Genomic DNA, 24,133 nt, shown 5'->3' on the forward strand with positions numbered 1-24,133 from the left:
CGTGACTTCTTGTCAGCGGCCTTCGATGATGGCGATGAGAGGCGCGTAGTGAGCGTCGACTGCTGCAGTGTAGGCGTCTGTATCTCCGGCTTCGCATGCTCGCAGGATGGCGGCGTGTGCGGCGGCGGTGTCGACCATTTCTTGGCGCGAGGCCGTGGCCAGTTGTGGGGTGACGCTTTGGTGGACCAGCCACATGGCTGCGACGAGTTGGTGCATGAGTGGGTTGTTGAGGTAGGCGAGCAGGCGGGAGTGGAATGCGATGTCCTCGTCGAGGTAGGAGATGCCGGCGTGTGCGTGTTTTGTCATCGTGTGCACGAGTTTCCACAGCTGTGGGTTGGAGGTGCCTGTCATGGCGCGCGTGAGGGGTAGGGCGATTCCGAGGTCGAGGGCTCGGCGTGTTTCGATGATCGAGTGCAGGGATTGAATGCCGTTGATGTCGTCGAGGGCTGCGCGCAGCACGAGTGTTTCGACGAGGGGTTGCATGGACATGTTGCCGACGTAGGAGCCTGATCCTTGTCGTACGGTGACGATGTCGAGGGCTTGGAGCTTACGTAGTGCTTCGCGTACGGAGGAGCGGGAGACTCCGAGGTCGGCGCACAGTGCTGACTCGGTGGGTAGGCGGTCGCCGGGTCGCAGCCCGTGGCGCAGGATGTAGGACTTGATTGCGTCCATTGTGACCGTGGAGCGCATATCAGTCTGCGCTGCTGCTGGGCGCTGTGTGTTGGTGGTGTCGGGTACTTGTGCTGTAATCTCTTGCACGGATTTGTCTGACAACATAGGATTAGTATAGCGAGCGGAACAAAAGATCCGCACGTTCCATTTCTCAAAGATGAGGAGCGAGAGCATGCGAATGCGCAAACACTTCGCAACCGGCGCTGCGCTGGCAGCAGCAGCCGCGATGGCCCTGACCGCTTGCGGCGGCACCGGAACGGTCGACACCGGTACTCAACTCAACGTTGGCCCGGCCTACACCACGACCGACTACGGCCCTCTGACCAGCTCAGCGCTGGCCATGGGCAGCAACTGGCAGGTCCTGGAGGGCCTATACCGCCTGGACCGGACTGACTACAGCGTCACCCCCGCCCTGGCCTCCGGCGATCCCGTGAAGGTGTCCGACACCGAATATGAGGTCACGCTGCGTGAAGGCGCCAAGTTCTCCGACGGTACCGATGTGAGCGCCGCCGACGTCGTTGCAGCCTATGGAAAGGCCACTGCGGAAGGCTCGCTCTTCGCGCAGTTCTACACCTTCGTCGACTCAGTCGAAGCCAAGGATGACAAGACCGTCACCATCCACCTGAAGTACCCCTTCGCTGCCCTGAAGGAGCGCTTCGCGATCCTCATGGTGACCCCCGCCTCGGCTGACGCGGACGCTATGAAGGCCAAGCCTATCGGCTCGGGTCCCTACAAGTACACCGAGGTCGGCGAGCAGAAGATCGTCGCGGTTCCCAACGAACACTACAACGGCAACACCCCCGCGACCGTTGACACGATCAACTGGAACCCCCTGAAGGATGACGCTGCGCGTCTGACCGCCGCCCTCGATGGCACGATCGACGTCGTTGAGTCCGTCCCGGCGTCTTCGCAGAAGGACCTGACGGACGCCGGTTGGACCGTCGAATCCAAACCCGGCTACGGTAACGCCTTCATGATGTTCAACACGCAGAAGGCGCCCTTCGACCAGCCCGAGGTTCGTCGCGCGTTCCTGAAGGCCATCAACAAGAAGGCCATTATCGAGACCGCGTTGGACGGCGAGGCCGTTGAGGCCACCTCCTTCCTGCCCGAGGTCAGTTCCGCTTACAAGAAGCCGACGACCGACCTGTCCTATGACAAGGATGCCGCCGCGCAGCTCCTGAACGATGCGGGCGTCTCCGGTATGAAAGTCAACCTGCTCACCACGGATCACCCGTGGATCGTGGCCATGGTCCCCCAGATCACGGCTGACCTCGAGGCCCTTGGCCTGACCGTTAACCACACCAGCCAGGCGACCGGCGACCTGTACAGCAACGTGACTGACGTCAAGGATGCTGTGCCCAGCTACGACGTCATTATCGCCCCCGGAGACCCTTCGGTCTTCGGCAACGATCCCGGCATCATCATCTCCTGGTGGAACGGCAACAATAACTGGACCAAACAGCGTGACGGCTGGCAGGTCTCGGATCCTGAGTCCTTCAACCAGCTTCAGACCATCATCGAGGAGGCCGGCCAGCTCGAGGGCGATGCAGCCAACGCGAAGTGGGGCGAAGCGCAGGATCTTCTCGCCGAAAAGACCGTCCTGTACCCGCTCGTGTTCCGCAACGTGCTCACCGGATCCAACCCAGCCAAGGTTCAGGGCTTCCACGCGATTCCCACGACCGGCCTGCAGTTGGTCGGCGTGAACGTTCAGTAGGCCCCCTCGGGGGCACATCGAAAGGAGGGGTGGCGCCCGCCCTGAGGCAGACGCCGCAGCCGGGCGCCACCCCTCCTTTTTCGTAACCAAAATCCGTTGAAATGGAGGTCTAGCAGTGAATAACCTTCTGCGTCTCATCGGACGACGACTGGTGGCCTTGCCGATCATGGTGGTCGGCGTGTCCTTCCTCGTCTTCTTCATCATGTCGCTGTCTCCCGTGGACCCCGCATACTCGGCCCTGGGTGAGTCAGCGACGCCCGAAGCTCTCGAAGCCTACCGAGAACAGCACGGTCTCAACGAACCGTTTTTAGTCCAGTACGGCACGTACCTGTGGAACATGCTCCACGGCGACCTCGGTACCTACGGTGCCGGTTCCTCCAGCGTGACGGATCTGGTGGCTAAGGCCCTGCCCATCACCCTACAGTTGACATTCCTTGGTCTCTTTTTCGCCGTTCTGATCTCATTCCCCCTCGGGGTCCTTGCCGCCCTGTACCGTGATCGCTGGCCCGATCAGGTCATCCGCGTCTTCTCCGTGGTCGGCATCGGCACCCCCTCGTTCTGGCTGGCAACGCTGCTGGTCATGGCTTTCGTCGGGAAGCTCCCGGTCTCTGGTCCCCTGCCTGATGTCACGGTGAACCCGAGCGGTTGGTTCCTGGGCTTATAGGTCAGGTTGTGTTGGTTTTTGGGCTGTCTTTCGTTGCTACAAAGCCGAAAGGTGGGGGTTGGACTCGTTGTGACTTGAGTTCTTGGTTGGCCAGGTCGTGTTGGTTTTATCCCGGTTTTTGATTGATATTCCGCGGTAAGGTCGGGGTTTGAATCGGCTTGGATTGGGGGATGGGAAATCCTCGATGCAAAATCTGTGGTGGCACGACGCAAAAATGGGGCTCAACTCGAGCAGGTAGGCCAAGGTTCCGCTGTCTTGCGTGTAGGGCAAGCCAGTCTCGGCGTAACGATACCCGTGCCCGGCATTTCAGTGCGTTTTTAGACTTCGTCACCGGCAAATACACCCTGGCCGATTACGGGCCCAAGGGACGCACCATACGACGGCGTAACGAACCATTTTGGCATCTATGGCCAGTTTCTCCATTGGTTGACGAGGTTCACCATGTGGTCTTTGTTGACGGAATCTACCTGTCCCACAAGCTGGTGGTTCTTATTGCCTGCACCAAGACCCATGTGCTTGGCTGGTACGTGGCCAAGGGTGAGACCACCCGCGCCTGGCAAGCACTGATGTCTAGGATCGCGCCCCCAGATGTTGTCGTGTGCGATGGTGGGCAAGGCATCGCCAGCGCGGTGAAGACCACCTGGCCTACCACCCGGATCCAACGCTGTGTCTTTCACGCCTATAGCGCGGTCAAGCGTAAGACCACCACCCGGCCACGCACTCAGGCAGGTGTTGATCTCTACAGTCTTGCTCAGGCCTTGCTCGAGGTCACTACCTTTGACCAGGCAGTGGCATGGATGAGCAAACTCGCCACCTGGAACACCACCTACAAGGAATTCCTAGCCCAGCGCACCCGGCTACCAGACGGACGTTGGGTTGCCACCCATGCCCGGCTGATCCAGGCCAAGAACTCCCTCAACACGCTGGTCAAACAAGGCACGCTGTTTACCTACCTCGATCCCGCCCTTGACCTTGAAGGTGACCCCATTGCCAGGACGTCGAACCTGATCGAGGGCGGGATTAATACCCAACTACGCTGCGTGCTACGAGCCCACCGTGGCATGAGTCTTAATCACCAGGTCAAGACCGTGTTGTGGTGGTGCTACCTGCACACCGAGTTCCCTGCCACCCCAGCACACATCCTTAAAACCACGCTCACCGACCAACAGATCATTGACCAATTCGACAAGGCCAGCCACCGCGCCCAAGCGCAAGCCGAGATCGACAGGTGGGGAACCGCAGTTAACTGGACCGACTTCCACCACAGCGGAACCTGGCACGAAACCTACTAAACCGAAACCAACACGTTTTGGCCTATAAGCCGGTTCCTGCGTATGCTCCTGCCTGCGATCGCACTGGCCGTTCCTGTCGTCGGCCAGATGACGCGCGTCGTGCGTACCTCGATGGTTGAGGAACTCGACCGCGACTACGTTCGCACCGCCGTTGGCGCGGGCATCCCCAAGCGCATCGTTGTGGCGCGCAATGTCCTGCGCAATGCGCTCATCACCCCGGTCACTGTTCTTGGTCTGCGCGTCGGGTACCTGATGGGCGGTGCGGTCGTCATCGAAATTATCTTCTCTATCAACGGCATGGGCACGGTCGTCCTGCTGAAGGGCATCCAGGAAAACTGGGTCACTCTGGTGCAGGGAGGCGCTCTCGTTGTTGCGATCGCCTTCATCGTCGTCAACATCATCGTCGACATGCTCTACCTGCTCATCAATCCACGTATTAGGTCGGTGTGAGGCATGACCCAGAAAGAAAGACTCGCAAAGGTCACGAAGAAGGGCGTGCGTTTCTCTCGCATTGGCGCCATGTCCATGGGATCCAAGATCGCGATGGGCGTCCTGGCGCTCGTCGTCCTCGTATCGATCCTGTCGCCCCTCATCGCCCCCTACGGACCCGATGACATCACCAGCAAGTGGTTGCCTCCCTCCAGCGAGCACTTTTTCGGCACTGACCACGTGGGTCGAGATGTGTTCGCCCGCGTACTCTACGGTGGTCGTTTTTCGCTGCTGATCGGCTTGTGCTCGACGCTGGTCGCTCTCTTTTTTGGCGCGATCATCGGTTCTGTTGCCGCTGTTGTGCGTCGGAGTATCTCCGAGACGATCATGCGTATCCTTGACATCATCATGGCGGTTCCTGGTATCGCCATGGCTGCGGTGACGGTCTTGGTCTTCGGTCGTACCCTCACAAAGTCGGGTAACACGTCCGGCCTGGTCTTCATCATCATTTGTTCGATCGCTTTCGTTTACATCCCGCAGCTGGCACGTATCGTTCGCGCGAACGTGATGGCCGCCTACGGAGAGGACTATGTGCGAGCGGTCATCGTTTCCGGTGCGCGTGCCCCTTGGATCCTCGTCAAGCACGTCATGCGTAATACGGCCGCGCCGGTCCTGGTCTTTGCGACCGTTCTCGTCGCCGACGCGATCATTCTCGAGGCTTCGCTGACCTTTATTGGTTCTGGGCTCCAGGCCACCACCGTGGCCACGTGGGGTAACGTCCTGTCCGAGGCTTCCTCGAACTTGTCGGTCCTGCGAGGCATGTGGTGGACGGCCTTCTTCCCCGGCCTCTTCATTATGATCACGGTCCTGTGCTTAAACCTCCTGTCTGAGGGCATCACTGACGCGATGGTTGCGGCTCCCTCGTCGGCGGTCGTCGCCCAGGTCGACAAGGACGCTGACCGCGAGGCCGACCGCCTCCTGCTGGACCCGCGCCTGGCGTACGCCGAGCAGGCCGCTTCCCTTCAAGCTCGCCTGGATGACCTGAAGTCCGTCGAAGAAAGGCGCACTGACCGCTTTGAGGCCTCCTTCGAGAAGACGCCGCTGCTCGAAGTCAGGGACCTGTGTATTAAGTTCGAGCGTCACGGGGACGTCAATGTCGTCGATCACGTGTCTTTCAAGGTTCGCCCCGGCGAGACCATGGGCCTCGTCGGCGAGTCGGGCTGTGGCAAATCGATCACGGCGCTGACCATCATGGGTCTCATCGACCCTAAGGCCACGATCACCGGTGAGATCCTCTACGAGGGCGAGAACCTGCTGACCAAGTCGACTGAAGAACGTCGCGCGCTCCTCGGCCACGAAATGGCCATGATCTACCAGGACGCGCTCTCCTCGCTGAACCCCGCCATGCTGATCAAGGCGCAGATGAAGCAGCTGACCAGCCGCGGAGGCACTCGCAGTGCTGAAGAGCTCCTCGAGCTGGTGGGCCTGGATCCCAAGCGCACCCTCGAGTCATACCCGCACGAACTCTCGGGTGGTCAGCGTCAGCGCGTCCTCATCGCCATGGCCCTGACCCGCGACCCGAAGCTCATCATCGCGGACGAGCCGACGACCGCCCTGGACGTCACAGTCCAGAAGCAGGTCATCGCCCTGCTCAACGAGCTGCGTGAGAAGCTCGGCTTCGCCATGATCTTCGTGTCCCACGACCTGGCACTCGTCGCCGAGGTGGCCCACCACATCACCGTCATGTACGCCGGTCAGGTCATCGAGCAGGCACCTACGAGGGAACTGCTCACGCACCCCACCCACGAGTACACGCGTGGCCTGCTGGGCGCAGTCCTCTCGATCGAGTCGGGGTCCGGACGCCTGCACCAGGTCCCCGGAACGGTGCCCTCGCCTCGTGATTTCCCCGAGGGCGATCGTTTCGCCCCCAGGTCTTCGCACCCAGATTACGGACTGGACATTCGCCCGGTCCTCACCGAGGTAGGTACTGAGCACGTGTATGCGGCGCTGCCGCCGCGCGACGAGGTTCTCGTGGCGAGCGAGACCATCATCATCGAAGAAGGTCAGGAGGAGCAGCGATGAGCACCGACACTCTGATTGTCGAAACCGAGACGATGATTGCCACGCCCGAACCTGCGATCATTGAGCTGAAGGACGTTGAGGTCACCTTCACATCGCGTACCGGCTCTCTGTTCAAGCCTCATAAGGTACACGCGGTGCGCGGCGTCAGCATGCGCATTGAGCGAGGGCTAACGCTTGGCATCGTCGGCGAGTCCGGCTGCGGTAAGTCCACGACTGCGAACGTCATGTGCGGCCTCCAGATGCCGACGAAGGGCAAGGTGTTCTTTGGCGGCAAGGAAGTCACGAAGCGCAGCGCGGCAGCCCGCCGCGAGATCGGTCGCGTCGTCTCCGTGGTCTTCCAGGACCCCGCTACCGCCCTGAACCCCCGCATGCACGTCGCGGACCAGCTCGCTGACCCGCTGCGCGTGCACGGTATCGGGGACGAGGCCTCGCGGGCCAAGCGCGTGCAAGAGTTGATCTCGCTCGTCGGCCTGCCCTCCAGCGCCCTGGACGCGCTGCCGGGCCAGCTGTCGNTGGACATCGTGTCCACGACCCTGGCTGGCTACACGGGCGACCGCGTCAAGACCGACGGCCCCGACCTGGAGCTGCTCGCCGAGGTCGTCGCCGCGTTCCCGGACGTCCCCGTGATCTGCGAGGGCCGCGTCCACACGCCCGAGCAGGCCGCCGCGGCCATCGAGGCCGGCGCCTTCGCCGTCATCGTCGGCACTGCCATCACGCACCCCACGTCGATCACGACGTGGTTTAAGGCGGCCGTGGAGGGCTGACTTGTTGGGGTCGTGACGGGGCGCGGACCTCGCCTTCGGCGACTAGGTAATCGGCGTTCCCGGCCTGTTCTTGAGCCTTCCGCCGGCGACTGCGCGGGCGTATCCTGGTGTACGAGAACGCCTGTGACGTGGCGCTCAGTGTCATTCTGAGGGAAGAAGGGGAATCGTGGCGCGAATCATCGGGTACCGCCGTTTCGGAGGCGTCGAAGTTCTTGAGGAAGGCTCGGTGCCACTCCCCGCGCCCGGTGAAGGACAGGTGCTCGTGAGTGTGCGGGCCGCCGGCATCAACCCCGTCGACTACAAGCTCTTCGGTGGATTGACGAGGCCCCTCGAGGTCCTCCGCACGATCGTTCACCCGAGCCGGTGGTTCGCTCGCGGGGCGGACCGGTCGCTGCGCGGCGTCGGGCAGGATTTCGCGGGAGTCGTGGCCGCCGTGGGTCCGGGAGTNGTTTTTGAGGCCTTCGGCGTCACCCTGGTGCCCGAGCCGGTCACGGTCGGCATCGCCTGGTAGTGGGACGGTGTAAGCGCGCGGAGGGGCAGCCTTGAAGGAGTACGTGGAGGGTCTGGGGCGAGAGTTTTCTGCTCATGAAAGGGGATTCCTGCACGAGCAGCGGCGCGCCCGCTCCGACTACGCTTCCTTCGACCGTGAACAGGCGCTGCGCGCGGCGTACCTGGCGTATCGCTCCGAGGTCTATCAGGTACGCATGTACGCAGTTTTTCTGCTGGGACACCTGTCGCAAGACCCGGATATTCTGTCTTTCCTTCGGAACGAGGTTTCCGCAGACTCCAATTGGAGGGTCCAAGAGGTCCTGGCGAAGGCATTCGACGAATTCTGCGCTGTCAAGGGGTACGAGGAGGCTCTTCCCGTCATCGACGAGTGGCTGAGCGACCCGCACCCCAACGTGCGCAGGGCCGTTACGGAAGGCTTGAGGATCTGGACGAGCCGCCCCTACTTTCGGGACCATCCCGGCGATGCTGTCTCAAGGTTGTCGAGGTTGCGCGGTGATTCAAGCGAGTACGTCCGCAAATCCGTGGGAAATGCGTTGCGGGACATCAGCAAGAAACATCCGGACCTGGTTGCAGCCGAACTGGAAACCTGGAGTCTGGAGACTAAGGAAGTCTCGCAAGTGTACCGCCTGGCTTCCAAACTCATCGAGCGCGTGGCTGATCGGCGATAGCAGCTCACTACACAGGGGCATGACGGTACTGGCTGATAGACGCGTTGGAGAGTGCGAGGGAGATGTCGGTTGAGGCCAAACTGGCCTGCGCTCGCGGATCCGTTACGCGGATAGGTTGTCACGATCCGGATAGGTTATGCGCATCCGGATAGGTTAGTAACCTATCCATATCTTCATAACCTATCCGCGTGTTCATAACCTATCCGCATGCGAGCAGGCTGTCGTCGAGGTGGTGTCGGCAGTCGCTGTGTGCTGGTGAGGATGGTCCTCGTCGGCAATTTGCCCAAAGTGCAGACCATCTCGGCCACAATGGCTGTATTTTGGTGGTTTGAGCAGAGGTGGTCTGCGTTTTGGGCACCGCTGTGGCTGCGGGCCACGGGTGACCGGGCAACGACTGTCTTTGCATCCTCCCGTAAATCCCGTCGATACCGTCGATACCGTCGATTCCGCAGGTTCCGCTGAGCAACCTCCCCAAATTTCGCACGTAATTCCCCGGAGCGTGTTCTGGGACACCCCTTGAAAACCGCGGAATATCAACGATCCGATTTCAAAGTTGAAAAAGTTGACATGGGAATTACGTGCGAGATTGTCGGTGAACTGTGTGGAATCGTGCGAGTGTTGAGGCCGATCTGGCCTGCGCTCGCGGATCCGTTACGCGAACAGGTTGTCATGATCCGGATAGGTTATGCGCATCCGGATAGGTTAATAACCTATCCATATCTTCGTAACCTATCCGCGTGCGAACCCTCGTGGCCTGGTCTGGTTTTGTGGACCGGGTGTTTTGAGGGTCGTTGGTTGTTATTGGTGGTGTTGTGTCCTTGTCCCAAAGTGCAGTCCACTTCGCTTGAAATGGGTGTTTTTGGCTGTTTTTGGTCGAGGTGGTCTACGGTTTGAGCACATCGGTGTGCTGGCTGCCCTTCGGTGCTTGCCCTGTGGGCCTGAGGTGACGGTGGGATCCGGGGCTCCGTCGCTCGCGGATAGGGTATGCGCATCCGGATAGGTTAACTATCCATATCTTTATAACCTATCCACGTGAGGCTGCGGCGCGCAGGCGCTCGATCATGTCGGGCACCTTGCGGGTGATGGCCGCCCACAGGAGCTGGTCGTCCATGCTCTGGTACCCCGAGTGCGCCGCGATGTTGCGGGTCGTGCGCAGGGCACGCTTCTCAGAGGAAGTCAGGGCATCCATGTAGGGTGCGTACTCTTCGCGTTCCAGGAACGCGGCCAGCCGAATGATCACCATGCAAGCCGAGTCGTACTCCGGGCAATCGGCACTGAAAGCCTCTGCGGGGACAGCGGCAACCCGTTCGATGCGATGGGCGATGACGTCGAGTTCGCGCAGGAAGTTCTCAGCGTCGAAGCTGGGCGCGTGCCTCCGCGCTGCTCGGGGTCGAGGAACGAAGGGAGCCGATTCGTTCATAGCGCGACCGCCTCGTCAACGGCAGCTCGCAGTGCTTCGGGCACATGTGTGTCCACGTGAACCTCTGTCGGGAAGCCGGTGAGCTCGCTCGCGAACGAGGCGATGTCCGCCAACTCGAACAGCGACAGGTCTCGGGTAGGCGTGCCGATCAGGTCAATGTCTGAATCGAATCCGTCCGTGCCCCGGGCGACCGAGCCGAAGACGCGGAGGAAACCGAGGCCTCGTTCCTGGGCGTAGCCGCTGATCGAGGACGCGTAGCGGGCGAGCGGCACGGAGGGGCGGTAGTCAGCGGCGCGGAGGATGCGTTCGAGCAGTTCGGCTGAGACTACGCGTTTGCCGGACTCTATCTGCGCGAGGGTTGACTGGCTCATTCCGGTCATCCCCGCCAGCTCGGCCTGCGTGAGGGACGCGTCCTGACGTGCAGCGCGCACGAGGGACGGCGCATCGTCACGACGAAACCGGCTCATATCTCCATGATAGTGCACGCGTGCACTATTGGTGAAGCGGTCGGTAGGTACGAGGCCGGGGCCTGTGATCGTCCCGAGGTGGCCGACTCGGGTGATCAGACGGGAAAGAAACAACCGGACTGAGAGAGGGTTCCCCACATTTCGCACGTAATTCCCCGGAGGATGTTTTGGATCACGTCCTGAAAACCGCGGAATATCAACGTTCTGGTTTCAAAGTTTGAAAGAGGTGTGGGGGAATTACGTGCGAGATTGTGGGAGAACTGTGCTGATCCTGCGCTCGCGGATAGTTCGAGGATGGGCGGGGAGGTGTTGTCGTCAATGAAGTGGGTGCCTGTGCTCGCGGATGCGTGACGCGGATAGGTTGTCACGATCCGGATAGGTTATTCGCATCCGGATAGGTTAATAACCTATCCATATCTTCATAACCTATCCGCGTGTTCACAACCTATCCGCGTGTTCACAACCTATCCGCGTGCGAGCCGTCGGCCGCCGCGGTGGTGTCGGCAGTCGATGCATGCTGGTGAGGATGGCCCTCACCGGCAATCTGCCCAAAGTGCAGACCACCTCGGCCATAATGGCTGTATTTTAGTGGTTTGAGCAGAGGTGGTCTGCGTTTTGGGCACCGCTGTGGCTGTGGGCCACGGGTGACCGGGCAACGACTGCGTTTACATCCTCCCGTAAATACCGTCGATACCGCATGTTCCGCTGAGACCTCCCAAAATTTCGCACGTAATTCCCCGGAGTGTGTTCTGGATCACGCCTTGAATACCGCGGAATATCAACGATCCGATTTCAAAGTTTAAAAAGTTGACATGGAAATTACGTGCGACATTTATGGGTAAACGTGCCGAATTGTGAGAATCGTGAGGGCGGTGAGAAACAGCTGCTGCGCGCTGCCTCGCGTGACAACCGTTGTTGCTCGCGCGCGGGCAGCACCTCACAGATCAGGTGCGCACCCCACACAGGCACTACGCTGCGGGTGCCGCAGTACTACGCCGCAGGCGCCAGCCACGCGTCGATGTCGGCCTTCCAGGCCGCCTTGCGCGAGGGCGAGGCCAGTGACGCGTCGATCGAGGAGCGCGCCAACGATGCCAGGGCCTGGTCGGACAGGCCGAACACGTCGCGCGCGACCTCGTACTGGGCGACCAGGCGCGAACGGAACAGTAGCGGGTCGTCGGCAGCCAGCGCAACGGTAGCCCCAGCAGACAACAGCGTCGGCAGCGGCACCTGCGAGAAATCCGTGTACACGCCCAGGTGCACGTTCGACNTCGTGGGGTCGGCCTGGATCTCCATCCGCACCGAGCCCTCCGCGGCGTCGTCTTCGGCGGCCTCACGGATGAGGCGGCGCATCGCGGCCTCGGAGCGCACGAGGTGTCGCGCGGAGTCGTAGGCGCGCTGGAAGCGGAACCAGCCGCGCCCGTCGGCGGGCATGGAGGCGGCGTCGATGTGCAGCAGGTTCGGGGGCAGGCGCACGCCCTGCACGCGCGCCATGTCCACCATCGTGGTGGGGCGCATGGCTCCCGTGAAATGTAGGTGCAGGTGGGCTTTGGGGAGGGTCACGAGGTCGCGCCTGCCCGCCGGGGTGGGGCGTGGTGCCGTCAGGTTGGGGACGGAGGGCGCGTCCACGACCTAGTGCTCCTTGAGCCAGATGATGATGTCTCTGATCAGGCCGGGGCCTTCGGGTTCGTTGAGGAGTTCGTGGTAGGCGCCGTCGATGATGCGCAGGTGGATGTCGGCGTCGGGGTGGGCTGCGCAGGCGGAGCGCACGAGTTCGCGTGACCCGCGCAGGTCTGCCATCAGGTCGTGCGACCCGTGCATGACGAGCGTCGGGGTGGCCAGGCGGTTGGCGTGCGCGATGACTTCGTCGCCTTGGATGACCATGGTCACTCCCGTGAGGATGGGTACGCCGCCCTTGTAGGTGAGCGGGTCCGCGTCGAAGTCGCGTTGGACGTGCGGGTCGCGTGAGAGGGGGGAGACCTCCATGTCGGAAGCTCCCTTTGCTACGACGAGGCCGGGGCTGATTCGCGCGAGCGGCGCCAGTTTGCGGGCGCGGGAGGGGGAGATGTGGGGGAGGGGGCGCAGCGCGGGCGCGGACAGGACGGTGCCGCGCAGCCGCGTCGGGTCGAGGATTGTGGAGGCGGCCGCGATGATGCCGCCCATCGAGTGTCCGAACAGGAATAGCTCGGGCGTGCGCGCGTGGGCGAGGGTCGCCCGGCGCGCGTCACCGAAGTCGCGGATCAGTGCGCCCACGTCCACGCGGGCGCGGGGGCCCTCGGAGGTCCCGTGGCCCGCGTGGTCGTAGTAGGCGACGTCGTAGCCGGCGCGGGTGAGGGCGGAGCGCAGGTGGGTGTAGCGCCCGCAGTGTTCCGCGTACCCGTGGGCGAGGAGGACCGTCCCGAGGGGGTGCTCCTCGTCTGTCTGTTCGAACGAGACGTGCATCAGGCGAAGAGCTCCTGGATGCGGGTGATGCCCTCGACGAGGTCGTCGTCGGACAGGGCGTAGGAGAAGCGCAGGAAGCCGGAGCGTCCGAAGGCTTCGCCGGGAACCGCTGCGACCTCGACCTGGTCGAGGATCAGGTCGGCGAGTTCGCCCGACGTGTTGGCGACGCGGCCGCGGATGTCGCGTCCCAGCAGGCGTTCGACGGAGGGGTAGACGTAGAACGCGCCCTTGGGCGTGGGGACGTCGAAGCCGTCGATCTGGCGCAGCATGTCGACGATTGTGCGGCGGCGACGGTCGAAGGCGACGCGCATCTCGTTTACGGCGTCCAGGGAGCCGGACACGGCGGCGCGCGCGGCCTCCTGGGCGATGTTGTTGACGTTGGAGGTCAGGTGCGACTGGAAGGACAGGGCGGCCTTGATGACGTCGGAGGGGCCGATCATCCAGCCCACTCGCCAGCCGGTCATCGCGTAGGTCTTGGCTACGCCGTTGAGGATGACGGCCTGGTTTGCGAGTTCGGGCACGAGCTTGACGATGTGTGCGCTCTGCGCGTCTTCGTACAGCAGGTGCTCGTAGATTTCGTCGGAGATGACCCAGATGCCGTGATCGAGGGCCCACTGGCCGATTGCGGTGAGCTCTTCGGGCGTGTAGACGCTGCCCGTCGGGTTGGACGGCGAGCACATGAGGAGGACTTTCGTGCGCGGCGTGCGCGCGGCCTCGAGCTGTTCGACGGTCACCTTGTAGTCCTGGTCGGCGCCCGCGAACACCTCGACGGGGGTGGCGCCGGCGAGCTTGACGACCTCGGGGTAGGTGGTCCAGTAGGGGGTCGGCAGGATTGCTTCGTCGCCGGGGCCCAGCAGCGCGGCGAAGGCCTGGAACACGGCCTGCTTGCCGCCGTTGGTGACGACGATGTCGGCGGGGGAGACCTCGTAGCCGGAGTCGCGCAGGGTCTTTTCTGCGATGGCCTCGCGCAGCGCGGGCAGGCCGGCGGCGGGCGTGTAGCGGTGCATCGCGGGGTTGCGGGCAGCCTTGACGGCGGCCTCGACAATGTAATCGGGCGTGGCGAAGTCGGGTTCGCCGGCGCCGAAGCCGATGACGGGGCGACCGGCGGCCTTGAGGGCCTTAGCCTTCGCGTCGACGGCCAGGGTCGCGGACGGCGTGATGGCGTTGAAACGATCAGAGACACGGGTGCGAGGAGTATTGGTCACCCCTCCATGGTCCCACGTCGTGCGCCCGCGTGGGTTTTCGCCCCCGTAATGCGCGCGTGGGCTACCTCTCATTTACGAGGTCGTGGCTGGTTTCTCGGGGATTGGTGGGCCTGGGTGTGCCTTAGCGTTGGACAAACCGGATGCGTATCCACTAATGTACGTCAGGCAGGTTTTCCTGCGTAGGGCAGTGGCGCAATTGGTAGCGCACCGGTCTCCAAAACCGGCGGTTGTGGGTTCGAGTCCCGCCTGCCCTGCGGATAAGGCTGATCATTGTCGCAGGAGGGTTCCCATGGCCAAAGATAAAGCCTCGGACGTCGAATCCTCGCGCCGAGATCGTACGAAGAGCGGCGCTACCCGCAAGCGTGGAGCTGTCGCCAGTCAGAAGGCGAAGAAGCCGGGCTTCTTCGCGGGCATTTTCCTTTTCTTCAAGCAGGTCATCGATGAGATGAAGAAGGTGACCTATCCGTCCGGTTCTGAGACCTGGACCTACTTCGTTGTCGTCGTTGTGTTTGTCGCCGCAATCATGCTTTTCGCTGGCCTACTCGACTTCGGATTCGGTAAGCTAAGTGCATTGATCTTCGGCTGAGACCGACGAACCCGCCCGCAGGAACCTGCAGGCGGGTTTCTTTCACGGTCCGGCCCTTTCTCAGGAGGAATAGTCGTGAGCGACGAAAACTACACCGAGGCCCAGTCCTTCGAGGCTTCCCACGAGGCCGTCGAGCAGGAGACCGCCGAGGCGCTGGCCGACGGCCAGGCCCTGGAGGTCGTTGAAGAAGCGATTGAGGAGACCGCTGCGCGGGAAGTGACCGCCGATGAGCCTGCGCAGGGCGAGGATGGCGTCCAGGACGAGGATGCTGCCGAAGAGGCCGCCCCGACCTCGGCGGAAGAGGAGGCGATTGCGAAGCTGCGCCGTAAGCTTTACATGTCCCCCGGCGACTGGTATGTCATCCACACGTACTCCGGCCACGAGCGCAAGGTGAAGGCGAACCTCGAGCAGCGCATTGCCACGCAGAACATGGAAGACTACATCTTCGGTGTCGAGGTGCCGGACGAGTATGTCATGGAGTATCGCGGCACCACGAAGAAGCGCGTGCGCCACGTGCGTATTCCCGGCTACGCGATCGTGTGCATGGACTTTAATGAGGCCTCGTACCGTGTCGTCAAGGAAACCCCGGCTGTCACCGGCTTCGTGGGTGATCAGCACAACCCGGTTCCGCTGTCCATCGACGAGGTCGTTATGCTCCTGACGCCCAACGTCCTCGAGGAGGCCGCCGAGGCTGCCAAGGATCAGCCTGCTCCGGTTCAGGCCGTTCAGACCCAGTTCGAGGTCGGCGAGATTGTCACCGTCACTGACGGTCCCTTTGAGACGATGTCAGCCACGATTTCTGAGATCATGCCCGAAACGCAGAAGCTCAAGGTGCTTGTCACCATCTTCGAGCGTGAAACGCCGTTGGAGCTCGGCTTTGACCAGGTGGAGAAGCTCGAGCAGTGATGTCACCCACCCGGGCTTGGGGACAGGCCTAGGTTGGAGTTATCATGCATATTTGTGTGCGTTGGGTGCATTGTGTCCGCTGACTCTCAGTGGGGTCGGCCCCGGCGCTCCATCCTGGTCGACATCCGTCGGCCAGAACTTCAGTAGAAAGACCCGCATTCATGGCAAAGAAGAAGAAGGTCACCGGCCTGATCAAGCTTCAGATCGCAGCCGGTGCCGCTACCCCCGCACCCCCCGTTGGCCCCGCACTGGGCCAGCACGGCGTGAACATCGTTGAGTTCACCAAGGCGTATAACGCGGCTACCGAATCGCAGCGCGGCAACATTGTTCCCGTCGAGATCACTGTCTACGAGGATCGTTCTTTCACGTTCGTCCTCAAGACCCCGCCTGCCGCTGAACTCATCAAGAAGGCTGCTGGCGTCCAGAAGGGTTCCGGCACCCCGAACACCGTTAAGGTTGGTTCGATCACGATGGCTCAGGCTCGCGAAATCGGCGAGTCTAAGATGGCTGACCTCAACGCCAACGACGTCGAGGCCGCTGCCAAGATCATCGCCGGTACTGCCCGCTCTATGGGCATCACGGTCGAGGCCTGACACCAACCACCCCCCGTGGTAGGGCAGGCGCTGCCCGACACCCACGACTGCAAGGAGAAGAAGCAGAATGACTAAGCGCTCCAAGAGCTACCGCGCAGCGGCCGAGAAGGTCCACGCGGACGTGCTGTACACCCCCTTCGAGGCCATGAAGCTGGCCAAGGAGACCACCGTCACCAAGTTCGATTCGACCGTTGAGGTTGTCTTCCGACTCGGTGTCGATCCCCGCCAGGCGGACCAGATGGTCCGTGGTACCGTTTCCCTGCCGCACGGCACCGGCAAGACCGCCCGGGTCTTGGTCTTCGCCGTTGGTCCGCGCGCTCAGGAAGCGATCGACGCAGGCGCCGACGAGGTCGGCGGCGACGAGCTCATTGAGAAGGTCGCCAAGGGCTACACCGACTTCGATGTCGCCGTTGCTACCCCCGACCTGATGGGCAAGGTTGGCCGCCTCGGTCGCGTCCTCGGCCCCCGTGGCCTCATGCCGAACCCCAAGACGGGCACCGTGACCATGGACGTCGCGAAGGCCGTCAAGGAGATCAAGGGTGGTCGTATCGAGTTCCGCGTTGACAAGCACGCCAACCTGGCGTTCATCGTCGGCAAGGCTTCCTTCACCGCCGAGCAGCTCACCGAGAACTACGCCGCCGTTCTGGACGAGGTTCTGCGTCTGAAGCCGACCTCGTCGAAGGGCCGTTACCTGATCAAGGGAACCGTTGCTACGACGATGGGTCCCGGCATCCCGCTGGATGTCACCAAGGTTAAGGACCTGCTCGAGAAGTGAGCCTCGCTCGCTGACGAAGCGATCCGGGTCCCCGCGCAGCCAAGCTGCGCGGGGACCCGCTTGTTGTCGCGGCGCGGGGGTGTGTGGGGCGCGCGATCAATTAGGGACGTAGGTCACAACATATAAGGTGAGGATAGTGTAGCCTTAATTCGCTTGTATCAACCTATATTCGACAAGGGTCGCAACATGTCTCAGGTTACGGGTTCGGGCGTCACAAAGGCGCGCTCGGCCGTCACGATCGGTGCTTTCACCGCCGTCTACTTTGTCCTCATGTGGTGCTCGGCGATGCTCGGCTTCTTCGGGCCGGCGTTCATGTTCGTCGGCGGGATTGTTGGCCTCCTCCTGAACGGGCCGGTCATCATGCTCATGCTGGTGCGTTCGCGCATGTTTGGGACGATGACGATCATGGCGGGCATCGTCGCCTTCTTCATGGTCGTGACAGGGCATGCGTGGGTGACCGTACCGGTCGCCCTCGTTCTCGGTTTCCTGGCTGACCTTATCGCCCACAGTGGCGGCTATCTTAGTGCCCCTCGAAACATTGCAGCATACATGCTGTTTTCCCTGTGGGGGATTGGCCCGCTTGCTCCGATTTTCTTTGCTCCCGACTCCTACTACGCGGATGTCGCGTCCCAGATGGGCCAGGACTACGCGGATGGTATGCGTGCCCTCTTTAGCCCCGCGGTCATCAGCGTGTGGGTGGTTGTTACGATGATCGTCGCGTGCCTCGGCGGGCTTATTGGTCGTTTCTTGCTGCGCAAGCACTTCGCGAAGGCTGGCGTTGCCTGAGATCTCGCTCGCCGAGGACGCCCCAGGCCAGTTAGTGAGCAGGCTGGATCCGCGCACCAAGCTTCTTGCCCTCCTCGTCCTCAACGCGTTTGTCATGCGCGCGAGCCCCACGTCCACGCTGCTGGCGGTGCAGCTGCTCGCGGTGCTTGCCCTCCTGTGGGAGGTGGGTGGCGCCACCGCGGCGCGCACCGGGCTTGGGTGCCTCGTCTGCGACGCGTTTAGCCTCGGCTCGCCCCTCCTCGTCGCGTGGCTCGGGGGCATGGGGGCGCCGCGTGGCGCGGTGCTCGTGATCGGCACGTGCAGTGCGATCCTGTACTGGTTTGCGCGGTTCTTCGCGGGATTCGGCATCGCGCTTTACGTGTACCGCACGACGAGAGTTGGCCAGATGAAGGCAGCCCTGCGTGCCGTTCACCTGCCGCGGGTGTTCGTCGACGCCCTCGTTGTCGCGTTCCGTGTCCTCCCGACCGTGGCAGCCGAGGCGGTCGCCATCCGTGAGGCCATGGAGATGCGCGGGGTCGACCTCGGGGTACGCGGAGTTGTCCGCCACCCCCTCGTGATCGCCGAGCGCTTCCTGGTCCCGCTGCTGTCCTCCATCGCGCGCGTGGCCGACGACCTGGCTGCCTCGAGCGTCGTCCGAGGCCTGGGTGGCCCCACGCGCCCCNCCACTTCCTGCGAGGGCTCGCCGACCAGGTTCTCCTCATGGAAGACGGATCGGTCACGCGCGCGTGGAGCGGCGAGGAGTTCTACTCGATGGGCGAGGAGGAACGCAGGTCGCTCGGCTTGCGGACCCTCGTGGATCCCGGTCCGCCCGAGGCCTGGGTGGCCTCACGGGAGAGCGATGCGCACGCCGCGCCTACCGCGGATGGGCGCCTGTCCTGCCGGGACCTGAGCTTCTCCTACGGAAACACGCCCGTGTTTGAGGGGTTTGACGCGGATTTTCCGGCCGGGCAGATCACCTGCATCGCGGGAGAGAACGGCGCCGGGAAAACGACCCTCGTGCGCGTGCTGTGCGGGCTGGCCGCTCCCGGTTCCGGGACGATCACCCTGGACGGACGGACGACGAGTCGACGGCAGCGGCGCTCCGCGTGTGCGCTCGTCATGCAGGACACCGGACGTCAGCTATTCTCCGACACGCTCGAGGGCGAGCTGACGGTCGGCGCGTCGGATGCCAGCGGCGAGGCCGGGGAGAAGCTCCTGGCCGACTTCGACCTCGCTCACCTGGGAGAGCGCCACCCCCTCAGCCTGTCGGGCGGGCAGAAACAACGCCTCGTCATCGCGGCCGCGCGAGCCACCGGGCGTCCCGTTGTGATCCTCGACGAACCAACGTCGGGGGTCGACGCCCGACACCTCACCTCCATCACGTCCACCCTGCGCCGCATCGCGGACGAAGGAGCGGCCGTCATCGTCGTCACCCACGACGGCGANCAACGCAGGTGAGTGAGCCGCCCCGCGCGGCATTCGAGCATGCGCCCGACACGAACCTGCGTGTCGGGTTTTTTCTTACCTGCGGTCACGTATCTGGAAGGAGGACCATGGCGAAGTCCGACAAGGTGGCAGCAGTTGCCGAGCTCGTGGAGCGTTTCCGCGCAGCCGACGCTGTTCTGCTGACCGAGTACCGCGGCCTGACCGTCGGCCAGCTCAAGCAGCTGCGTCGCGGCCTGGGCGAGAACGCGACCTACGCCGTGGCAAAGAACACGCTGGCGCGCCTGGCGGCCAAGGAGGTCGGTCTCGACTTCCTGGCTGAGGACCTCAAGGGTCCCACGGCCATCGCTTTCGTCTCCGGCGAGCCCGTTGAGGCCGCCAAGACCCTGCGTGATTTTGCTAAGGACAACCCCGCCCTCGTGCTGAAGTCCGGCGCGATGGACGGCGCTCCCCTGAGCGCCGAGGGTGTCAAGAAGCTTGCCGATCTCGAGTCCCGCGAGGTCCTGTTGGCCAAGGCCGCAGGCGTCCTCAAGGCCAAGATTGGTCAGGCGGCGTTCGCATTCAACGCTCTGCCCGTCAAGGCAGTGCGCACCATCGATGCTCTGCGCGAAAAGCAGAGCGAGGCGGCCTGACGAGACAGGCCATGTTCCACGCCGCCACCGGCTGCGTGAAACAAACCAACAATCTGCACTCGTGCAGGCCAATTAGGAAGGATGCCACTCATGGCTAAGCTCTCCAATGACGAGCTCATCGCAGCTTTCAAGGAAATGACCCTCATCGAGCTCTCCGACTTCGTGAAGCTCTTCGAGGAGACCTTCGACGTTGAGGCCGCTGCCCCCGCAGCCGTCGCCGTTGCCGCCCCGGCCGCCGACGCCCCNTGCGCTCGCGGTCGCCCCCTACGTCGTCCTCGTCCAGCTCGGGCAGGTGCTGCTGGAGGCGGCCCGCTCGGGTGCCTCGCCTGATCGCGCCGAGGTGATGACACTGCTCATGTGGCTGACCGGTGCCTTTGGCCTTCGATACGGTATCTACTTCGTCGCGCTGGCCGTCACCCACTTCGCGGACGTGCGCTTTGGACACATCGTGCGCTCCCGCATGGTCAGTGTCCTCGCCGCCGCGCCCCTCGCTTGGTTTACCTCCACGAACTCGGGGGCCGTGCGCAAGGCCATCCAGGACGACACACACGACGTACACACGGTCATCGCACACGCGCCCGTCGAATCCGCGGCCGCAATCAGCGCGCCAGTCTCCCTGCTCATCTACGCCTTCGTCGTCGACTGGCGGCTCGGGCTCCTCTCGATCGCGACGCTGCCCCTCTATGGACTCCTCAATGCGTGGATGATGCGAGGCATGGGGGAGAAAACCGCGCAGATGGACCGACACCTCTCGCGCGTCTCGTCGACGATGGTCGAATTCGTGTCCGGCATCAGCGTCGTCAAGGCGTTCGGAACCGTCGGGCGCTCACACGAGCGATTCACCCGGGCTGCCGAGGACTTCTCGCGCTTCTACGTCGACTGGTGCGGCCCGCTGCTGAAAGGCTCCGCGCTCGGGCAGGCCAGCGTGTCTCCCTCCCTGATCCTGCTCGTCTCGACGGCGGGGGGTTCCGCGCTCGCGGCGGCGGGGATCGTCAGTCCGGTCCAGGTCATCACCTGCGCTCTCATTGCCCTCGTCATCCCGGCGGCCATCGAGGTTCTGGGGACAACGACATGGGCCTACCAGATCGCCGGGGCCGCCGCGCTGCGCATCGTGGACCTACTCTCGGTCGCCCCGTTGCCCGCCGAGGGAAGGTCAGTGCCAAAGGGTGCTGACATCGAGATTGATGGTGTTTCCTTCTCCTACGGGTCAACTCTCGCGCTGGACGACGTGAGCCTGACGATCCCCGAGGGATCGGTGACCGCCCTCGTGGGTTCCTCCGGCTCGGGAAAATCGACGCTTGCGACGCTGGTCGCGCGCTTCGCCGACCCGGACCGGGGGGCTGTCCGCATCGGTGGGGTCGATGCGCGTGAGATCGCTGCGGACGTCCTCTACCGGCACGTCTCCTTCGTCCTCCAGGACCCGCAGCTCCTCGACATCTCCGTGCGTGACAACATCGTGCTCGGAGTCCCGGACGCCAGCGACGAAGCGGTGTGGGCTGCCGCTGGGGCCGCTCGCATCGACGATTACCTGCGTTCCCTGCCCCGAGGCCTCGACGCCGTCATCGGGGAGGACGCCCACCCCTCGGGTGGTCAGGCGCAACGCATCGCAATCGCTCGAGCCCTCCTCGTCGATGCGCCCATCCTCGTCCTCGACGAGGCCACCGCCTTCACCGACCCGGAAGCCGAAGCCGATATTCAGGCGGCGCTCACCCGCCTCGTCCAGGGAAAGACGGTTCTGGTCATCGCGCACCGCACAGCATCCATCGTCGGCGTCGACCAGATCGCCATCCTCGACGCTGGTCGTCTCATCGCGCTGGGCACGCCCGACCAGCTCGCCGATCATCCCTACATGCGTCGCATGAGCGCAGTGAAAGGACACTGACATGCTCGACCTCATTCCCCGGCTGCGCGAACCCCTCTCCGAGCAGGGACGAGCCGACTTCCTTCAAGCAACCGTGCTGTCCTGTGTCGTCGGAGCGGTACGCGGCGTCTCCTTGGTCGCCTTCATCCCGGCTGCGATTGCCCTGACCTCGGGCGCGCCCGCGTGGGGTATGAGCCTGGGATCGTGGCTCGTTGTGCTCGCTCTGTGCGCCCTTACCTCCTTTGTCGTCGAGTACCTGCTCGCCATGCGCTCCTATTCGGTGGCCTTCGACTTCCTGTCGAACATGCACCGTGCGATCGGCGACAAGGTGGCGTCCCTGCCGCTCGGGTCGTTCCGCGCGGACACGGCTGGAAAGACGTCGCGCCTCGTCTCGCGCGAGCTCATGGTTCTGGGCGAGATCTTCGCGCACATGTATTCGCCCCTCATCGCCGCGATTGTCACCTCGGCGACGATGCTCGTTGGTATCGCCGCCTTTTCGCCGGTCCTCGGGCTGGTGTGCCTGGTCGCGATTCCGATCGTCGCAGGGGGAGTGTGGGTGGCGCGCCGATGCCTGCAGTCGGGGGCCGCCCTGAAGGAGCCTCCCGCCCGCGAGCTGTCGCACCGCATCGTCGAATACGCGACGAAGCAGGGGGCGCTGCGCGCGTGCGGGCGCTCCGCCTCCTACGAGCCCCTCCAGCGTGCCGAAGACGCCTACGGGGTGGCCGCGCGTCGCTCACTCATGAGGGAGACGGTTGGCCAGATCGTCAACGGCATGGCCGCTCAGCTCGTCGTCGTGACGCTCATCTGCGCGATGGGGTGGCTCGCGGTCGCCGGTAGCGTCAGCCCCGTGGAGGCCGTCGTCTCCATCGGCCTGCTCCTGCGCTTCACGCAGATCCTTGTCGACATCGGGACGCTCACCTCCGCGTTCGAAACCCGGCGTCCGGTCCTCGACCTCAGCCACGAGATCCTCTCCGCACCCGAACTGCCCGCCCCCANTCGTCGTCGTGACGCTCATCTGCGCGATGGGGTGGCTCGCGGTCGCCGGTAGCGTCAGCCCCGTGGAGGCCGTCGTCTCCATCGGCCTGCTCCTGCGCTTCACGCAGATCCTTGTCGACATCGGGACGCTCACCTCCGCGTTCGAAACCCGGCGTCCGGTCCTCGACCTCAGCCACGAGATCCTCTCCGCACCCGAACTGCCCGCCCCCAAGGGCGTGCGACGCGCGGACGAGGCCCCGGCCTCGTCGGGCTCGTCGGTTTCCCTCGAGGACGTGTCCTTCTCCTACGAGGCCGACCACCCCGTCCTGCAAGGCGTGTCCTTCCGCGTCGAACCGGAGACGATGACGGCGATCGTCGGCCCATCCGGCTGCGGCAAAACCACAATCGCGCGCCTCATCGCGCGCTTCTACGACGTGGACGCGGGAAGCGTGCGCGTCTGCGACGAAGATGTGCGCGACTGGGACACCGCCGACCTCATGGCGCAGCTCTCCCTCGTCTTCCAGGACGTCTACCTCTTCGACGACACCCTCGAAGCCAACGTGCGCGTCGGCAACCCCGACGCGACCCGAGCGGACATCGAAGAAGCGGCACGCCTGAGCGGAGTGAGCGAAATCGTCGAGCGCCTGCCGCTTCGCTGGGACACCCCCGTCGGGGAAGGAGGCCGCGCATTGTCCGGAGGGGAACGCCAGCGCGTCTCCATCGCCCGCGCGCTCCTGAAGGCCGCGCCCATCGTCCTCTTCGACGAGGCCACGAGCGCCCTCGACCCCGAGAACGAATCACGCATCACCGACGCCATGGCCGCCCTGCGACGCGACGCAACACTCATCGTCATCGCCCACAAGCTCGACACGATCACGGCAGCCGACCAGATCGTCGTCCTCGACGAGGGCGGCCGCGTCGCCCAGATCGGCACGCACGCAGAACTCTACTCGCAGGCGGACGGCCAGTACCGGGCCTTCTGGGACGCGCGCTCGCGGGCATCGGGGTGGAAGCTCGTCTGACGGCTATCACGCCGCGAGGCCGGGGCCCACAGTGCGCATCTTCGGACGTCGAGCTCGTGTGTCGTGTTCACACATCCAGCACGCGAACACCAGCCCAGCCAGGTGCATCCTTCCCGGGGCGCCCCGCAAGCCCGCCCCGGCCTCGCACATTCAGTGATGTGCCGGGCGGTTGCTCGTTCGCGCGGTCGGCCCCGGCCTCGCGCATCTTCCGGTCTGCCACCGTTGGGCCGCGCGCCAGGCCCCTTCGTT

21 protein-coding genes, 1 tRNA gene and 4 pseudogenes are annotated in these 24,133 nt (G+C 63.6%); 20 read left to right on the forward strand and 6 right to left on the reverse strand.

What is annotated here, in order from left to right:
• Positions 1-12: 12 nt before the first annotated feature.
• On the reverse strand, positions 13-777 hold the full coding sequence (locus BQ7477_RS02545; protein ID WP_234968652.1) for a FadR/GntR family transcriptional regulator: 765 nt from the start codon (positions 775-777) through the stop codon (positions 13-15).
• A 67-nt stretch (positions 778-844) separates the two neighbouring features.
• Between BQ7477_RS02545 and BQ7477_RS02550 the strand changes: the two genes are divergently transcribed.
• The 8 genes and pseudogenes from BQ7477_RS02550 to BQ7477_RS02585 all read left to right on the forward strand — a co-directional run bounded on the left by BQ7477_RS02550 (position 845) and on the right by BQ7477_RS02585 (position 8,795).
• Entirely contained in the window at positions 845-2,386 is a 1,542-nt protein-coding gene (locus tag BQ7477_RS02550; RefSeq protein WP_073982701.1) for an ABC transporter substrate-binding protein, read from the forward strand.
• 115 nt (positions 2,387-2,501) lie between these two features.
• A pseudogene (locus BQ7477_RS02555) lies at positions 2,502-3,041 on the forward strand (ABC transporter permease); the annotation flags it as partial.
• 179 nt (positions 3,042-3,220) lie between these two features.
• Positions 3,221-4,342, forward strand: a complete 1,122-nt coding sequence (locus tag BQ7477_RS02560; protein ID WP_073982702.1) for an IS1249 family transposase — start codon at positions 3,221-3,223, stop codon at positions 4,340-4,342.
• Between the two features lie 33 nt (positions 4,343-4,375).
• Positions 4,376-4,792 (forward strand): annotated as a pseudogene (locus BQ7477_RS02565) (ABC transporter permease); the annotation flags it as partial.
• A 3-nt stretch (positions 4,793-4,795) separates the two neighbouring features.
• On the forward strand, positions 4,796-6,853 hold the full coding sequence (locus BQ7477_RS02570; RefSeq protein WP_073982703.1) for a dipeptide/oligopeptide/nickel ABC transporter permease/ATP-binding protein: 2,058 nt from the start codon (positions 4,796-4,798) through the stop codon (positions 6,851-6,853).
• Positions 6,850-7,617 carry an ATP-binding cassette domain-containing protein gene (locus BQ7477_RS02575; RefSeq protein ID WP_073982704.1) on the forward strand — a complete coding sequence of 256 codons (768 nt, stop codon included), beginning with the start codon at positions 6,850-6,852 and terminating at the stop codon, positions 7,615-7,617. The genes BQ7477_RS02570 and BQ7477_RS02575 overlap by 4 nt, the downstream gene beginning before the upstream one ends.
• A 256-nt stretch (positions 7,618-7,873) precedes the next feature.
• The gene (locus tag BQ7477_RS12970) at positions 7,874-8,128 is read left to right on the forward strand and encodes a hypothetical protein (RefSeq protein ID WP_478209448.1); all 255 of its coding nucleotides are present in this window, start codon (positions 7,874-7,876) and stop codon (positions 8,126-8,128) included.
• 31 nt (positions 8,129-8,159) lie between these two features.
• Positions 8,160-8,795 (forward strand): DNA alkylation repair protein, encoded by a 636-nt coding sequence (locus BQ7477_RS02585; RefSeq protein ID WP_073982705.1) that lies wholly within the window; start codon positions 8,160-8,162, stop codon positions 8,793-8,795.
• Between the two features lie 1,024 nt (positions 8,796-9,819).
• Here the strand turns inward: BQ7477_RS02585 and BQ7477_RS02590 are convergent.
• The 5 genes from BQ7477_RS02590 to BQ7477_RS02610 form a co-directional block, all read right to left on the reverse strand.
• On the reverse strand, positions 9,820-10,215 hold the full coding sequence (locus BQ7477_RS02590) for a ribonuclease HepT family protein (RefSeq protein ID WP_073982706.1): 396 nt from the start codon (positions 10,213-10,215) through the stop codon (positions 9,820-9,822).
• Positions 10,212-10,682, reverse strand: coding sequence for a helix-turn-helix domain-containing protein (locus BQ7477_RS02595; protein ID WP_073982707.1), 471 nt, complete (start codon positions 10,680-10,682; stop codon positions 10,212-10,214). Before BQ7477_RS02595 ends, BQ7477_RS02590 begins: the two co-directional genes overlap by 4 nt.
• Positions 10,683-11,672: 990 nt before the next feature.
• On the reverse strand, positions 11,673-12,308 hold the full coding sequence (locus BQ7477_RS02600) for an amidohydrolase family protein (RefSeq protein WP_073982708.1): 636 nt from the start codon (positions 12,306-12,308) through the stop codon (positions 11,673-11,675).
• A gap of 3 nt (positions 12,309-12,311) precedes the next feature.
• Complete coding sequence (locus BQ7477_RS02605; protein ID WP_073982709.1) at positions 12,312-13,121, reverse strand: alpha/beta hydrolase; 810 nt, start codon at positions 13,119-13,121, stop codon at positions 12,312-12,314.
• Positions 13,121-14,326, reverse strand: coding sequence for a pyridoxal phosphate-dependent aminotransferase (locus tag BQ7477_RS02610; protein WP_073982710.1), 1,206 nt, complete (start codon positions 14,324-14,326; stop codon positions 13,121-13,123). The genes BQ7477_RS02605 and BQ7477_RS02610 overlap by 1 nt, the downstream gene beginning before the upstream one ends.
• Positions 14,327-14,507: 181 nt before the next feature.
• On the opposite strand from BQ7477_RS02610, the gene BQ7477_RS02615 reads away from it, so the two are divergent.
• The 12 genes and pseudogenes from BQ7477_RS02615 to BQ7477_RS12975 all read left to right on the forward strand — a co-directional run bounded on the left by BQ7477_RS02615 (position 14,508) and on the right by BQ7477_RS12975 (position 23,884).
• A tRNA-Trp gene (locus tag BQ7477_RS02615) sits at positions 14,508-14,580 on the forward strand.
• 35 nt (positions 14,581-14,615) lie between these two features.
• Entirely contained in the window at positions 14,616-14,912 is a 297-nt protein-coding gene (gene secE / locus BQ7477_RS02620; protein WP_073982711.1) for a preprotein translocase subunit SecE, read from the forward strand.
• A gap of 75 nt (positions 14,913-14,987) precedes the next feature.
• On the forward strand, positions 14,988-15,818 hold the full coding sequence (gene nusG / locus BQ7477_RS02625) for a transcription termination/antitermination protein NusG (protein ID WP_073982712.1): 831 nt from the start codon (positions 14,988-14,990) through the stop codon (positions 15,816-15,818).
• Positions 15,819-15,979: 161 nt separating this feature from the next.
• The gene (rplK, locus tag BQ7477_RS02630; RefSeq protein ID WP_073982713.1) at positions 15,980-16,411 is read left to right on the forward strand and encodes a 50S ribosomal protein L11; all 432 of its coding nucleotides are present in this window, start codon (positions 15,980-15,982) and stop codon (positions 16,409-16,411) included.
• A gap of 67 nt (positions 16,412-16,478) precedes the next feature.
• Entirely contained in the window at positions 16,479-17,186 is a 708-nt protein-coding gene (gene rplA, locus BQ7477_RS02635; RefSeq protein WP_073982714.1) for a 50S ribosomal protein L1, read from the forward strand.
• A 186-nt stretch (positions 17,187-17,372) separates the two neighbouring features.
• The gene (locus tag BQ7477_RS02640; RefSeq protein ID WP_073982715.1) at positions 17,373-17,972 is read left to right on the forward strand and encodes an MptD family putative ECF transporter S component; all 600 of its coding nucleotides are present in this window, start codon (positions 17,373-17,375) and stop codon (positions 17,970-17,972) included.
• A gap of 34 nt (positions 17,973-18,006) precedes the next feature.
• On the forward strand, positions 18,007-18,861 hold the full coding sequence (locus BQ7477_RS13210) for an energy-coupling factor transporter transmembrane component T (protein WP_478209449.1): 855 nt from the start codon (positions 18,007-18,009) through the stop codon (positions 18,859-18,861).
• Positions 18,862-18,884: 23 nt separating this feature from the next.
• Positions 18,885-19,409 carry an ATP-binding cassette domain-containing protein gene (locus BQ7477_RS02650; protein ID WP_478209445.1) on the forward strand — a complete coding sequence of 175 codons (525 nt, stop codon included), beginning with the start codon at positions 18,885-18,887 and terminating at the stop codon, positions 19,407-19,409.
• Positions 19,410-19,504: 95 nt separating this feature from the next.
• A complete protein-coding gene (gene rplJ, locus BQ7477_RS02655) occupies positions 19,505-20,026 on the forward strand; it encodes a 50S ribosomal protein L10 (protein ID WP_009057834.1) in 522 nt (173 codons plus the stop codon).
• A 90-nt stretch (positions 20,027-20,116) separates the two neighbouring features.
• Positions 20,117-20,269 (forward strand): annotated as a pseudogene (locus BQ7477_RS02660) (50S ribosomal protein L7/L12); the annotation flags it as partial.
• Between the two features lie 49 nt (positions 20,270-20,318).
• A complete protein-coding gene (locus BQ7477_RS02665; RefSeq protein WP_234968654.1) occupies positions 20,319-21,908 on the forward strand; it encodes an ABC transporter ATP-binding protein in 1,590 nt (529 codons plus the stop codon).
• A gap of 1 nt (position 21,909) precedes the next feature.
• Positions 21,910-23,884, forward strand: a pseudogene (locus BQ7477_RS12975) (ABC transporter ATP-binding protein).
• The last annotated feature ends 249 nt before the right edge of the window (positions 23,885-24,133 follow it).

It is taken from the genome of Actinomyces bouchesdurhonensis (assembly GCF_900128465.1).
Taxonomy (GTDB): Bacteria; Actinomycetota; Actinomycetes; order Actinomycetales; family Actinomycetaceae; genus Pauljensenia; species Pauljensenia bouchesdurhonensis.

Coding starts and splice junctions, on each gene's coding strand:
- BQ7477_RS02590 (WP_073982706.1), bottom strand. CDS start 10,215: ATGAACGAATCGGCTCCCTTCGTTCCTCGACCCCGAGCAGCGCGGAGG.
- BQ7477_RS02545 (WP_234968652.1), bottom strand. CDS start 777: ATGTTGTCAGACAAATCCGTGCAAGAGATTACAGCACAAGTACCCGAC.
- BQ7477_RS02640 (WP_073982715.1), top strand. CDS start 17,373: ATGTCTCAGGTTACGGGTTCGGGCGTCACAAAGGCGCGCTCGGCCGTC.
- BQ7477_RS02605 (WP_073982709.1), bottom strand. CDS start 13,121: ATGCACGTCTCGTTCGAACAGACAGACGAGGAGCACCCCCTCGGGACG.
- BQ7477_RS02550 (WP_073982701.1), top strand. CDS start 845: ATGCGAATGCGCAAACACTTCGCAACCGGCGCTGCGCTGGCAGCAGCA.
- BQ7477_RS02560 (WP_073982702.1), top strand. CDS start 3,221: ATGGGAAATCCTCGATGCAAAATCTGTGGTGGCACGACGCAAAAATGG.
- BQ7477_RS02595 (WP_073982707.1), bottom strand. CDS start 10,682: ATGAGCCGGTTTCGTCGTGACGATGCGCCGTCCCTCGTGCGCGCTGCA.
- rplK (WP_073982713.1), top strand. CDS start 15,980: ATGGCAAAGAAGAAGAAGGTCACCGGCCTGATCAAGCTTCAGATCGCA.
- rplJ (WP_009057834.1), top strand. CDS start 19,505: ATGGCGAAGTCCGACAAGGTGGCAGCAGTTGCCGAGCTCGTGGAGCGT.
- secE (WP_073982711.1), top strand. CDS start 14,616: ATGGCCAAAGATAAAGCCTCGGACGTCGAATCCTCGCGCCGAGATCGT.
- BQ7477_RS02570 (WP_073982703.1), top strand. CDS start 4,796: ATGACCCAGAAAGAAAGACTCGCAAAGGTCACGAAGAAGGGCGTGCGT.
- rplA (WP_073982714.1), top strand. CDS start 16,479: ATGACTAAGCGCTCCAAGAGCTACCGCGCAGCGGCCGAGAAGGTCCAC.